The organism is Paenibacillus amylolyticus (assembly GCF_036894225.1).
Classification (GTDB): domain Bacteria; phylum Bacillota; class Bacilli; order Paenibacillales; family Paenibacillaceae; genus Paenibacillus; species Paenibacillus amylolyticus.
Window position 1 is genome coordinate 3,669,976 of the sequence record NZ_CP145892.1, and the last position, 13,022, is coordinate 3,682,997.

Here is a 13,022-nt window from a genome sequence, read left to right on the forward strand (position 1 = left end):
GGTTTTGGGAGGAGAAGAAAGGATATGGAGTTAAATACAGGGGCTGTTGAGCAAAGACGAAAGCGAATCATTCTAGTCGTGTTCATAAGCTTTATGGGATTGCTACTGCTCTTCACATTGTTCAGCAATACGCTGCAATCGCTGACCTTACCGAAAGTGACTACGGAGCAGCCAAAAATGGGAGACATCCAGTTAGTTATTGAAGGTAGCGGAATCCTTCAGCCGATCGCTGAAGCCAAGTTATCCGGTTCAACCGAGCGGAAGACTCAGCAGATTCTTGTGAAAGAAGGCGATCGTGTAAAGAAAGGACAGAAGCTCATCACCTATGATAGTCAATCGACAAAACAAGAAATTGAACTTGAAGTAACAAATCTGGATAAGCAGAAGATCGAGCAGCAGAATCTTCAGGACCAGTTCATCCAATCGTCCCTCGAAGAAGATGAACTTAAGCTGCGCAGCGCACAACGTGAAATTGAAAAAGGCAAACTTGATATTGCTGCGCAGGAGCGCAAGATCAACGAAATGAGAGAACAACTGACCAAAGATCAGGTACTGACCGCTCCGTTCGACGGTATTATAACGAAGTTGAACGCGGTAGAAGGACTGGCTTCCGCAGGCGAGCCAGATATCATTGTCTCAAACAGCGGGCAAGGGTACAAGTTCGAGGTTAATGCGGATGCAAAGCGTTTGTCCAGGTTAGGGATATCCATCGGAGAGCGGATCAAGGTAGAGGTAGATACAGATCAAGAGCGGCAAGCCAACAGCATGGACGGCATCATTGAAGAAATCATTAATGCAGAGCCACTTATAGAGGGAGCATCTGATGAAGGAGCGGGGATGGTAACCCTCCCTCAAAAGATCCTTCGTATTAAGCTCCTCGATGCCGAACTGAAGGGAGGTGAGCAGGCTCGGGTTAAAATCGAGAAAAGTTCTCTCGATCAAGGGCTGCTTGTTTCCAATGAAACTATTCATCAGGACCGGGAAGACACTTATGTTTTTGTAGTCGAGGAGCAGCCGGGGGCACTCGGTAATGTATTTGTTGTTCGCAAAGTCAAGATTGAGTCCAGCGAGAAGAATGACAAAGAAACGATGATCCAAACCGACATCATCTATGCAGAGGATAAGATCATTCTGAAAAGTAGCGAGCCTCTGCAAGATGGCGACCGTATCCGCTTGGAATAGTGAGACGTAACAATAAGAAGAGTTCAGGAGGAATTATACAATGAAAAAGTGGATTTTGATCCTTTCTATGGGGGTTCTTATCACGAGTTTAACCGCATGCAGTTCCGGGGGAAGTAGTACAGCGGATAAAGTGACATCGAAAGATGGAAAAACAATCCTTACCCTTTCTGTGACAGAGTCGACCCCATTCTATCAAACAGTGGAGAAAAAGTTCGAAGAGAAATACCCGGACATCGATCTGCAGATCAATGCATATAAGACGGGAGAACAATGGGGATCAGGGGACTACGAGAAGTATCGGAATTCTATGAATACAGCCATGTTATCGGGAAAAAGCATGGATATCATTGAAGTTGATGACCTCCCATTCAAAGAATATGTAAGCAAAGGTGTTCTTCTCGACATGAACGACTTGCTCAATAAAGATCAGACATTGGATAAAGACGATTTGCAAATGAATATTTTGGACGGTTTGAAGGTGAATGATGGAATGTATACCGTACCTTTGGGGTACATGTTACGAGCATTTGTAGGAGATGGGGAAATGCTGAGCAACGCTAATGTTAAGTTTGATGATAAGACCTGGAACTGGAAAGAGTTTGAGAAGGTTTCAAAAGAAGTAATCCAAAAGAAAAGCGGTACCGATGAGGTTTATGCGTTAGCGTCCTACCCGCCCGAACTCCTCTTTCAGGAGATGCTTGTTGAGAACTACGCTGCATTTGTCGATCCTTCGGCCAAAAAGGCAACATTCGATTCTACCGAATTTGTGAATCTGTTCGAGCAGGTTAAACAAATGTACGAGGAAAAGATTGTGACATCGGAAGAAGCAAAGCCGGGCAATCAAATGTTCAATTCCACGTCAATTACGTCGCCAATTGATTTTATCGAAGGTCCCTACATGCTTTTTGATCAACCCAAGCTACTGCAATCACCGCAGGCGGGAGAAACCGGAGATCGAAAAGGCTCGCGAGTAGCTACTATAAAACAGTTCGCAATCCATGCTAAATCGCCCGTAAAGGATGAAGCCTGGAAGTTCATCAGCTTCTTATTGTCGGAAGAAGTGCAAATGCTACAAGATCGAGAAGGATTCTCGATGCTTAAATCCATGAATGAAAAGAAAATTGATGATCTTCAAGAAAAAGTTAAAAATGGCGAATACAAGCTTCCAAATGGGGAGATGGCAAAAGTATCGGATGAACAGTTCGCCGTGTTTAAACAAATTGTTCAATCCGCCGATCAATATGTAGATCTGGATGTTAAAGTGTTAAATATTGCCGGAGAAGAGTCCGTTGCATTCTTTAGCGGACAGAAAACTGCCGAGGAAGTAGCCAAACTGATCCAAAACCGGGTCACAACTTATCTAAACGAATAGGTAAATGGCGGGAAGCAGCCTGCATTCGTGCGCTGCTTCCTGCTTCACAGAATGAAAAGCGGGCAAATGTCTTTTTATACAGGGAGGTAGATTCATGTATAGGCCGAAAAAAACAGTTGTGACAATACTACTCAGTGCCGCCGTGTTGGGTCATTTCATGGCCCTTGACGTATACGCGGCATCCACGGCTGATCACCTCGTTTCCAAATCTGCTGTAGCCGCGTCTGGTCTGACATTAGATCAACTGGGCTCAGTTTCGTTGAAGCAGAGCGTCCATGTAAAGCTGACCGGGACGGATGTTTTTACTCAGCCAGGTGGAAGTATTCTCATATATACGCTTCGTTACAGTAACAGCAGCGGCAACAGGGTGGATCTTATCGATTATTTTTCCAAGATTTCTACGCCGAGTGGTACGACTATAAAAGGAAAAGCAGTGACCCGTGATGCTGATAAACGAACGGTGCCTGCGAACAGCAGCCTATCTGTGACATACTATGCGAACATTGGAAACTCGACAAAGGTCAACGGGATCAAAATTTCCATGTTCGGATGGGATTTTAACAGCGCTAATTATCAGAAAAAGCTGGGACAATTCACGATTCCTGCTCAGTACTCATCTATAATTCCGATAGGTAAGAGCAAAAAGATTACAATAAATAATCTTCCTGTCACAGCCAAGGTGGATACCTTGCAGAGGTATAAAATTAATGGAAAAGTGTATGTTCAATTAGGACTCAGGCTCTCGAACGGAGGAACCAAGATGCTAAGTGACCCTGGATATAAAGCATATCTAAGGTCAGCGGGCGGTTCAACATTTGAGCTTGTACCCGATTCAGCCAGCTCCGGCTACAAACTTCAGTCTCAGGAGAGCAGAGTCATCAGTTATTGGGCTGAGATACCTTCCACGATGAAGACACATGGCATGACTCTGCAGCTTGCGCAGGAAGATGAAGTATTGAAGATCCAAATCCCAGTGCAATCGTTCAACCTTCCCGATGCAGCCCCGGATGTTGCTGTAGTGAAGGGCAAAAGCACCAAGATCATGATGAAACAGCAGCCAGTCACGGTCAAGGCGGACCGGATGCAGCGAATGAATCATAATGGAAAAGTATACATGAGAGTGGCCGTTCAATTTGCAAACGGGGGCAAGAAGGTACTAAGCGATCCCGGATATAAAGCACAACTGAAATCGGCCGGGGGCTCAGTATTCGATCTTGTGCCTGAGGATGATACAGGGAGCAATTTCAAGATCCAGCCAGGGCAGAAACGAACGATATATTATTTGGCAGAGGTTCCATCCAACCTTAAAACAGAACTTATGACGATGCAATTTACGCAAGAAGACGAAACGTTGAACATGATGCTACCAGTAAAAACCTTCAAACTTCCAGCTGTTACCGCTGATAAGCCTGTGCCGGATTATGGCATCAGAAAAATTTCGGTGAACCATCAAACGATTGAAACCCAGTTGAAATATGCTTCTGTATATACTGAGAACAATACTGGCAAATGGAATATTCAATTCCGCATTAAAAATCTCGGTGAAAAATCTGTGAAGCTGCCAGCTTATGAACTTTCTATCATTACGGATGAAGGTTATAGCATTCCGGTGAATGCCAAGGCATTTGACCAACAAACGCTGAAGCCGATGGAGGAGAAGCTTATCGATCTGGATGTAGATGTGCCATTGCATATGAAACAGAATACGCTGCAACTGCAATTGACGGAGCCTGCTACGGAAGGGAAGATTAGCTTCCCGACGGCCCTTTATAAAATTCCATATGCTCAGGAAGGCAAAAGCCATCAGGGCTCAGAGAATATCATCGAGAATAGTCACGGGACATTTGGCGTGAAGCTTAGCTCATATCAGCGGCTGCCATGGGGAGATAAAGATCAGATCGTAGCCCGAATCAGCATTCGTAATACCAAAACGACGACCGTGCAGCTGCCTATGTTAAAAGCAGCAATAAATGCTGGAATGCGGGATCTCAGTAATACAGGCCAAATCGTGGTACAGGATAACCAAACGACCTTGGCGCCCAATGAAACCGTGGAACTCTATATCCTTGCCAACATACCGTATTCGTATAATTTCAATCAATTACGAATTGAGCTCCAGGAAACAGCAGGCGAGGACATTACTAAATTTCTGTCGTTGAACTTTAACGCGTTCAACAACGCTATGAGCCTGGTTCCTGCAGGCGACTCTTATCCCATCCATACTCCGGGCAAGAAATCAGAAGTCCGTGAACGCTTGACCACCATTTACCATGACGCTAAGTCCAATCTAATGTACACGGAACTGGAAATGACCAACCAGGAAAAACGGCAATCCAAGCAGTCACAGTTAGTTGCTTACTACAAAACACCAGATAACGAGTATTTTGAGGCAGAGGTTAGCCAATCGTCCGCCAAAACCAGTCCGAAAGGGAAAAACCTGGTGACGGTCTGGAGCAAGCTTCCACTAAATGTGAATACTTCGCAGCTTGAACTGTATGTCGGAGAAGGGGTTGCGAATGGAAAGATGGCAGATGTGGGGGATGAACTCACGGGCTCTATTAATACTGTTCGTTTAGCACTTAGCCCTAGAGTTGTACAACCAGCAACGAATCTGCAACATGTGGAATTGTTTCCGTATCAGCTCAACATTACGAGAGGTGAGGGAACGCTTAGCGCAGCGAAAGATATGCTTAATATCGTTATTTATTATGATCTCTTAAGAAATGGAGATTATGAGACAGGTTCTACTGACCATAAGCTCATTATGGAAGTCATTGACCCGAGCGGGAAATCCATAGAGAAGGTATTAACACTTGGTACCGATTTAACCGTTGGCAATAATAAATCATACTTCATGAACTTGAATACCAACTTAAGCAAAATCATAAATAGTGGGACAGTTCGAATCAATCTGTATGATGAGTTCCAAGGACGAAGAATGTTGCTCGGAAGTGAAGTCTATCCATTCATATATGAAGAGCAGGCCAATAAACCAGATAGCGAATAAAGATAATAATATACAAGCTGTTGGAGGACAACATCTCTGAAGATATGATACTATATTTTCGGAGATGTTTTTTGTCGACGGACAAGAACATACTCCCATCAAGGTCGCTTTTTTAGGCGACTTTTTATTTTATCGGTACACGGGGAAAGGTACCCCTGCACCAAAACATCATAACTGATTGAGCTTGCTTTCAGGCTCTTCACCATTTTCTACACGTTTTATATTCTTTATAAAGAAAGCATATCTTGTTTTATGAAATTTCCGAACATCAGGCATTCCTGCTGTATGGGGAGTAAGTATCACATTACCCAGATTCCGGAGCTCGCTGTCAATAGGAAGCGGTTCAGATTCAAACACATCCAGGCATGCGCCTGAAATATCCCCGTTTTTTAATGCATCAATCAAGTCTCTTTCGTTGACAATGCCTCCGCGGGCTGTATTGATAAAAAGAGTGGTATTTTTCATTTTTTTGAATGCCGCTTTGTTGATCAGCTGTTTGGTTTGCTGATTCAAGGGTACATGTACACTGACTATGTCCGATGTGCTTACAAGAGTATCAAAATCCGTCATTTTCACAAAACCATCAGATTGTACAGTGGCATTTCTCGCATACGCCAGCACATTCATGTCAAAGACCCTGCAAAACGCAGCTACTTTTTTTCCAATAGCACCCAAACCGATAATTCCAATCGTTTTTCCTTTTAACTCACTCCCTGTATAGTCCAATTGATTTTCATCCATCTTGTTTTTCATGAAAGTATCAAGAAACGGTATGTTTTTATAATAAGACAATATCAGTGCCATGACGTGCTCGGCCACTGCCTGTGCATTCACTCCTCCAGCATTGGCCACCCAAATGCCGCGCTGTGTACAGGCAGGGACATCCACATTATCAAATCCTGCACCTGTCTGTACCAATTTTAATTTTTTTGCGTTAGAAAGCAGGCTGTGGTCCACTTTAATATGTTCAGGAATGATTACCTGGCAATCTTCAATATGATGCAGCATTTCTTTTCCGGGCGGAACAATTACAACGTTCCAGTCTTGCGGAAAACTCCTTGCAATATTTGATTTTGAGGTCTCGCTAAAATAGCCCACTATGAGAATCTTCATTGCTAAACCACCTTTCATAAGCTATACCATTCTTCGAATAAAACCGTTGATGCTCGTCATTTTATCCTTTTAATACAATTTTATCAAGAAAATATCATCACGTTCTATTGAACCGGAATGGAAAAGAACATAGTCCGATTAGAAGAATATCTGAACGAAATGGAGAAAGTGAGTTTGGAACAGTTACATCAAACCAAATCTAAATTAACGTCTGCGGGGATTAACCCGGAAGCTGTTTAGATGACGCATTAATATATTGAGGGGGACGTTTGTAGTGTTGTATCAAATACTCTTTTATATGTAAATACAAGGAATTATATCGTTCGAAATAGAATATTAGTTTAGTGTGATTGTCTATTTCCAAGATTAGTTATATTGGTCAAGTGAGACGATTCACCTATTAAGGGATATTAATTCTTATCCTTTTATGAAAAAAAATCGAAGGGATTGATACGGATGAAAACTAAACAATTATCGGATATGAATAAAAATGTGAACAATGGCATGGTTGGTTTTATTGAATTTTCAGGTAAACAAATATTGAATTGGTTTGAAAGCGAGGAACAAATAAATGGAATTGGTCTTACAAAATGTAGAGAAGAGTTTTGGTGAAAAAAAAGTATTAACTAATTTAAATTTTCAATTTGAAAAGGGAAAGATCTATGGCCTTCTTGGGCGCAATGGCGCCGGAAAAACAACGTTATTCAATTGTTTAGGTGGCGAGATCCAAGTGGATGGCGGCAAAATGAAACTTGTCAACGAATCAAAATCGCGTGACTTGGAAATGGATGATGTAGGATACGTATATTCATTGCCACTGTTACCAGAATTTCTGACGGGATATGAATTTGTACGTTTTTTCATCGATGTGAACGTAGATGTAATTGAAGGACGAGGAAACAATATTGATGCCCTGTTTGTTATGATGCACATTGCGCAGGATGACCGACATAAGCTCATTAAACATTACTCGCATGGAATGAAAAATAAAGTTCAAATGTTGTTATTTTTACTCACAAAACCTACAGTGATTCTGTTGGACGAACCATTAACTTCCTTTGATGTCATCGTTGCGAGTGAGATGAAACAATTGTTACGTGATTTAAAAAAAGATCATATCCTAATTTTCTCGACCCATATATTGCAATTGGCAACTGATCTGTGTGATGAGTTAATTATTTTAAATCATGGGAGTTTAACACGGATTTCACCCGAAATCCTTACTCAGCCCGACTTTGAAGAACAGGTAATTGAATTATTACGGGATGAAAGCCAATATGGAAGTACGAAGGAGAACGCCGATGACGGGAATGATTAGTACAATTTCTCGCATATGGCAGTTACAGATGATTACGCTGGTCAATCGTTTGATCTATTTCACGCAAAAGTTACCGTTTGTAGGTCATTTAATCAGTGAACAAACTTATGCTGCTTTTCGGACGAAACGTACCATCGGTGCAATTGCGGTTATTTTATTATTTGTCGCTGGTTTATTGGAAAGCTTATTATATTTCGGGGGAATGTTTGCATTGCCCATGCTCTTATGGACGGAAGATGTTAATCGTACGGAGCATTTTAACCTTCATCTTCACATGTATTTTTGCATAAGTGGCGTAATGGCTGGGGTAACGAGTGCAAAAGTGTTGGAATCAAACAAAATGAAGTATACATCTATACGCCTTATGCGGATAATCCCAACCAAATTTATGCGAGCTACGCTATTTTATCGGTATACGACATTTTTCTTCTATCAAGGGATTGCAATGACTCTGGTTGCCGTACTCTTTAAATTCTCAATTACTCATGCATTGCTGGTTGTGGGAATGATGACTTTTTGGCGAGTGATATGTGAATTTTTACATTTGGCATTATTTAAATGGAAAGGCATTATTCTTGTACAGAAAACATGGGCTACGAGTCTGAGCATGTTGCTGGCACTGACTTTTGCTTACCTTCCTTTCACAAAACTGAACCTTCCTCTATTTGGATCTGTGATATTTGATCAACCGGGGCTTTTGATACTGATATCGTTATCTGGGGTTATCTGTGGGTATATTTTACTAAAACATACGGATTTCACATCTGCAGTGCGCGCAGTAACAAACCATGCTGATCCATTGTTAAATCCCGAAATACGGATGGCTGATTTTCAACAGAGAATGGTTCAGTCAAAAGAACATGATCTTAGCAGGCCAACCTCGTCTAACCTTCATGTCAACGATCAGCGCACAGTAGAAAAAAACGGATACGAGCAATTACACGAAATTTTTGTTACCAGGCATACCGCTCTCCTCCGTGCACCGTTCCACAGACGTTTATTGGCTATTATAATCATAGGCATACTCCTACCTTTGTTGGTACTCATTTTCAAAGATCATCTTTCACTAAATTCAATTGAAAGATTCTCACCTTTAATCATTATGGTCATGCTAAATCTGACCGTAGGCAGCCAGATTTGTAAGGCTCTATTCTACCATGTTGATAAGCCGCTGATGCGCTATCCATTTTACCGTCAGCATGCGAAGAAGCATTTTCTGTTAAGGTTTAGAAGTATATTAAGGATAAATCTAACGTTAGGTTCTTGTTTAGCAGCTGTAATAAGTGTATCTATACTTGTATTAACTGGAGGACAGGATATCAGTTTGCTACTTCCTATCTGGGTTATAACCATTGCACTGGCTGTATTTTTCTCAGTACATCATCTGTTGTTATACTATGTAATTCAACCCTACACAACGGAGTTGGAAACCAACAGTCCTCTTTTCTCATTCGTAAACGGCCTTGTTTCATTGAGTTTTGTTGTGGCGATGTTTCTAGGTCCTACACTATGGGGACTAACGGCTGTCATCACGGTGTTAACTTTAGCCTATCTATCCAGCGCTGTCTTTCTCGTATCCAAATATGCTCAAAACAATTTTAGAGTGAGATGAGAAGGCGATTTAAAGATTTGAGATCGTTATCGTTGTAATTTGTTTTTATCCCCGGGTATAAACACTAAAAGCATTGAGTCTCACCCCCCACGAGAGCCTATGTAATGTAGGAGGGAAGAGATTCAATGCTTTTTTGATTTAGAGAGGGTTGAATGTTCGGCAAGTTCTGCAACTTGTTGAAATGGTATACACAGCTAAAAGTGAAAACAATGCAGTGAATTGGCCAAACGATCTACTATATTTTGTTCCAGGGCAAGGCAGATATTACCTGCCGGAAATTTCATTCAGCGAGATTTCTTGTTCCTCCAGCAGTCGTTTCAGCTTTTGGCGCTGCCGTTTTTCCTTCTGACGGCGCTCTTTGTCCTCTGCCTTTAGAGCCTTGAGCAGGGAGAAACACATACCGATAAGGACAATAGCGAACGGCAATGCGGTTACAATGGATGCCGTCTGGAGGCCAGTTAACCCCCCGCTGATTAGCAGTACTACTGCGATGGAGGACTGCATGATTCCCCAGGTTAATTTCACTCTTGTACTTGGGTCCAGTTTGCCATCTGAAGTGAGCATGCCCAGTACAAAGGTAGCTGAATCAGCCGACGTAATAAAGAAGATCATGATCAGCATTGTGGCGATGAATGCCACGATCGTGCCCAAAGGCAACTGCTCCAGCATAAGGAATAAAGCGGTTGTCGTATCTTCCTTGACAGCCTCCGCCAGATGAGCGGCATTGAACAATTCCATGTGAAGTCCTGTTCCGCCAAAGACGGAGAACCATATAAATCCGAAAAGACTTGGAATAACCATGACGTAAATTACAAATTCCTTTATGGTTCTTCCTCTGGATACCCTTGCGATAAAAGTGCCGACAAAAGGAGCCCACGAGATCCACCATGCCCAGTAAAATAACGTCCATGCTCCAATCCAGGTTTCTCTTGAGAACGGCGTCAGTCTCAAACTCATGTTAATAATATTCTGCATGTAACTGCCCAGGGTTGTTGTGAATGTGTCAAATATAAAAGAAGTCGGTCCAGTCACCAATACAAACAACATCAATAACAAAGCTATAACGAGGTTGACGTTGCTCAGAATCTTAATACCTTTATCCAGACCGGAGGTTGCCGAGATTAAAAACAGTACGGTTACAACTATGATAATGACAACCTGAGACAGAGTCGAGTTAGGAATACCGAATAAGTGATTCAGACCCCCGCCGATCTGAAGAGCACCCAATCCAAGCGAGGTCGCAACACCAAAGATGGTGGATATGACCGCCAGAATATCAATAACCTTACCAAGCCAGCCAGCAGCAAGACGCTCACCGATCAGAGGAATAAAGGTGGAACTGATCAGCCCTTTGTATCCTTTCCGGAACTGGAAGTAAGCAAGCGCTAAACCGATGACGGTATAGATAGCCCAAGGATGCAGCCCCCAGTGGAAAAAGGAATAACGCATTGAAAGTATGGCTGCTTGCGTTGTTTCGGGTACCGCCCCCTCAGGTGCAGATAAATAGTGGGACAGCGGTTCAGCAACTCCCCAGAAAACCAGCCCAATGCCCATACCTGCACTAAACAGCATGGACAGCCAGGAAACCGTAGAATACTCCGGCTCATCATCGTCATCCCCAAGCCTAATACCGCCAAATCGGCTGAACGCCAGATAAAAAGCAAAGATCAGGAAGAACAGTGTCGCTAGCAAATAAAACCAGCCAAAATTCTGAATAGAGAAGTTGTAGGCAACATTAGCCACATCCGCTAGCTGATCAGGAGCGACGGCTCCCCATATTGCAAACAGTGCAACGATGATAATTGTGATTGTAAATACCATGATGAGACCTCCATTATGTAAGCTTCAGCCAACTGTTTCCTTAGTATGTGCTAGTCCAACTTGTAATATTTCGAAAAGCTAGCTGTTGATAAATTAAAACAAACCGCCATGTAATGAAACACTCAGCGGTTTGTTTTGATCTTGCATGAATAATATATGGTCTATATTCTCTTGTTTATCTGAGATATTGTATCATCTCATCTAACTAGTTTTATTCATTTATGAAAAGAAATCTGAAGAAGGCTGACTGTCATCGTAAATTTACAGATCCTTCAGATTATATTGCATGCGAGTAAGCATGTCGGTCATCATTGCAACTTCTTCTTCACTGAAATCCAGTATCATCTGATGAAGAAACTGGTTTCGATCCTGTTTGAAATTGGCGATATGCGTTAGCCCTTGTTCTGTTAACCGGACGAAGGTTTCCCGATGATCGTCGGGGTTTCTTCTTCGTGACACCAAACCGTCTGCTTCCAGTTGCTTCAAATGGCGTGTAACAGCGGCACTGTCAATATGAATGGCCTTCTGCAAATGGCTTTGTGTAACTTCTTCATGAAGATAGAGATGATACAGCAGAACGTATCGTGAGGAACTGATCCCCGTACAACGTTCAAATTTAGGTTTCAACTGATTGCTTATATTTTTAAGTAATATTAATAAGGTTTCTTGTTCCAGCGAACAATTCATGTTTGCCCCTCCTTGAATGGTGCAGAATGTCTTGAAAAGCTTCAGGTAACAAGGGCAGATTCCTTCCAAGACATTCAGCAACTAAAGGCAACTATATCACAATGTGGAGACTACTCACACTATCGCTTTGAATCATGCCCAAAACGTGGTCTCTTCGGCTGGCATACGGTAGGAGGTGTATCCCTCGCTTGCAGCTTTTCCAATTGTCAGTAGCATGACTGGTACATAACGTTCTTTATCCAAGCCAAACACTTCGGCAATTTGATCTTTTTCATAACCGCCGACTGGATTGGTATCATACCCATGTGCACGGGCAACCAGCATCAATTGCATGGAAACCAGACCGGCGTCAAGCATTATGACATCGTTCATTTCAGCATCGGACATGTTGTTATAGATCGGTTTGAATGCCTTCAACTGAAAGTCCTTGACATCTTGTGGCATTAAGCCATGCTCAACAGCTTTTCCATAGATGTTTTCTGCATAATCGAAGTTGTTTTTGTCTGCAAACACAGCAATGACAGCAGAAGCTTGAGCGACTTTTTCTTTGTTAAAGCGGGACAGTGGGACGAGTTTTTCTTTTCCCTCTGGAGTATCCACCACAAGGAAGCGCCAAGGCTGCATGTTGATGGAGGAAGGGGCAGTGCTAGCTTCATTGATGATTTGAGTCATTTCTTCCCTGCTGATTTTTACCGATGAATCGTATGTCTTAATGGAGCGGCGTCCATAAATAATTTCGTTAAAATCGTTTGTTTGTTGGTATGTTTTCATAATAGTTACTCTCCCTTTATATTTTGTTGAGCCATCAATGTTTGACTAGTCAATTATTGATAAGTCAAATATAATCGAAAACTAAGTCCATTTCAATAGTTTTTTTATGTAAAATTATAACAATAAAAGCAACATTTCT

General features: G+C 42.2%; 11 protein-coding genes. 7 read left to right on the top strand and 4 right to left on the bottom strand.

Features of this window, described 5'->3' with window-relative positions:
- Window positions 1-24: 24 nt before the first annotated feature.
- The 3 genes from V6668_RS16290 (at window position 25) to V6668_RS16300 (ending at window position 5,561) form a co-directional block, all read left to right on the top strand.
- On the top strand, window positions 25-1,182 hold the full coding sequence (locus V6668_RS16290; RefSeq protein WP_338706119.1) for an RND transporter: 1,158 nt from the start codon (window positions 25-27) through the stop codon (window positions 1,180-1,182).
- A gap of 40 nt (window positions 1,183-1,222) precedes the next feature.
- On the top strand, window positions 1,223-2,554 hold the full coding sequence (locus V6668_RS16295) for an ABC transporter substrate-binding protein (RefSeq protein ID WP_338706120.1): 1,332 nt from the start codon (window positions 1,223-1,225) through the stop codon (window positions 2,552-2,554).
- A gap of 94 nt (window positions 2,555-2,648) precedes the next feature.
- Window positions 2,649-5,561, top strand: a complete 2,913-nt coding sequence (locus tag V6668_RS16300) for a hypothetical protein (RefSeq protein WP_338706121.1) — start codon at window positions 2,649-2,651, stop codon at window positions 5,559-5,561.
- Between the two features lie 168 nt (window positions 5,562-5,729).
- On the opposite strand, the gene V6668_RS16305 is transcribed toward V6668_RS16300, so the two are convergent.
- Complete coding sequence (locus V6668_RS16305; RefSeq protein ID WP_338706122.1) at window positions 5,730-6,674, bottom strand: NAD(P)-dependent oxidoreductase; 945 nt, start codon at window positions 6,672-6,674, stop codon at window positions 5,730-5,732.
- A 117-nt stretch (window positions 6,675-6,791) separates the two neighbouring features.
- Here V6668_RS16305 and V6668_RS16310 point away from each other — a divergent pair, with 117 nt between their 5' ends.
- From V6668_RS16310 to V6668_RS16325, 4 genes are all read left to right on the top strand, one after another.
- Window positions 6,792-6,914, top strand: a complete 123-nt coding sequence (locus tag V6668_RS16310; protein WP_338706123.1) for a hypothetical protein — start codon at window positions 6,792-6,794, stop codon at window positions 6,912-6,914.
- Window positions 6,915-7,130: 216 nt separating this feature from the next.
- A complete protein-coding gene (locus V6668_RS16315) occupies window positions 7,131-7,286 on the top strand; it encodes a hypothetical protein (protein ID WP_338706124.1) in 156 nt (51 codons plus the stop codon).
- Window positions 7,246-7,992: an ABC transporter ATP-binding protein gene (locus tag V6668_RS16320; protein ID WP_338706126.1), complete on the top strand. Its 747-nt coding sequence runs from the start codon at window positions 7,246-7,248 to the stop codon at window positions 7,990-7,992. Before V6668_RS16315 ends, V6668_RS16320 begins: the two co-directional genes overlap by 41 nt.
- Window positions 7,976-9,604, top strand: a complete 1,629-nt coding sequence (locus tag V6668_RS16325; RefSeq protein WP_338706127.1) for a hypothetical protein — start codon at window positions 7,976-7,978, stop codon at window positions 9,602-9,604. Before V6668_RS16320 ends, V6668_RS16325 begins: the two co-directional genes overlap by 17 nt.
- Before the next feature lie 264 nt (window positions 9,605-9,868).
- Here the strand turns inward: V6668_RS16325 and V6668_RS16330 are convergent, their stop codons facing one another.
- The 3 genes from V6668_RS16330 to V6668_RS16340 form a co-directional block, all read right to left on the bottom strand.
- Window positions 9,869-11,425, bottom strand: a complete 1,557-nt coding sequence (locus V6668_RS16330; protein ID WP_036671491.1) for a glycine betaine uptake BCCT transporter — start codon at window positions 11,423-11,425, stop codon at window positions 9,869-9,871.
- A 261-nt stretch (window positions 11,426-11,686) separates the two neighbouring features.
- The gene (locus tag V6668_RS16335; protein ID WP_036615356.1) at window positions 11,687-12,112 is read right to left on the bottom strand and encodes a MarR family winged helix-turn-helix transcriptional regulator; all 426 of its coding nucleotides are present in this window, start codon (window positions 12,110-12,112) and stop codon (window positions 11,687-11,689) included.
- 132 nt (window positions 12,113-12,244) lie between these two features.
- Window positions 12,245-12,883: a nitroreductase family protein gene (locus V6668_RS16340; protein ID WP_253508785.1), complete on the bottom strand. Its 639-nt coding sequence runs from the start codon at window positions 12,881-12,883 to the stop codon at window positions 12,245-12,247.
- Window positions 12,884-13,022: the final 139 nt, after the last annotated feature.

What these genes read in the sequence shown, in the direction of transcription:
- V6668_RS16290 (WP_338706119.1), top strand. Translation starts at nt 25, where the DNA reads ATGGAGTTAAATACAGGGGCTGTTGAGCAAAGACGAAAGCGAATCATT.
- V6668_RS16295 (WP_338706120.1), top strand. Translation starts at nt 1,223, where the DNA reads ATGAAAAAGTGGATTTTGATCCTTTCTATGGGGGTTCTTATCACGAGT.
- V6668_RS16300 (WP_338706121.1), top strand. Translation starts at nt 2,649, where the DNA reads ATGTATAGGCCGAAAAAAACAGTTGTGACAATACTACTCAGTGCCGCC.
- V6668_RS16305 (WP_338706122.1), bottom strand. Translation starts at nt 6,674, where the DNA reads ATGAAGATTCTCATAGTGGGCTATTTTAGCGAGACCTCAAAATCAAAT.
- V6668_RS16310 (WP_338706123.1), top strand. Translation starts at nt 6,792, where the DNA reads ATGGAAAAGAACATAGTCCGATTAGAAGAATATCTGAACGAAATGGAG.
- V6668_RS16315 (WP_338706124.1), top strand. Translation starts at nt 7,131, where the DNA reads ATGAAAACTAAACAATTATCGGATATGAATAAAAATGTGAACAATGGC.
- V6668_RS16320 (WP_338706126.1), top strand. Translation starts at nt 7,246, where the DNA reads ATGGAATTGGTCTTACAAAATGTAGAGAAGAGTTTTGGTGAAAAAAAA.
- V6668_RS16325 (WP_338706127.1), top strand. Translation starts at nt 7,976, where the DNA reads ATGACGGGAATGATTAGTACAATTTCTCGCATATGGCAGTTACAGATG.
- V6668_RS16330 (WP_036671491.1), bottom strand. Translation starts at nt 11,425, where the DNA reads ATGGTATTTACAATCACAATTATCATCGTTGCACTGTTTGCAATATGG.
- V6668_RS16335 (WP_036615356.1), bottom strand. Translation starts at nt 12,112, where the DNA reads ATGAATTGTTCGCTGGAACAAGAAACCTTATTAATATTACTTAAAAAT.
- V6668_RS16340 (WP_253508785.1), bottom strand. Translation starts at nt 12,883, where the DNA reads ATGAAAACATACCAACAAACAAACGATTTTAACGAAATTATTTATGGA.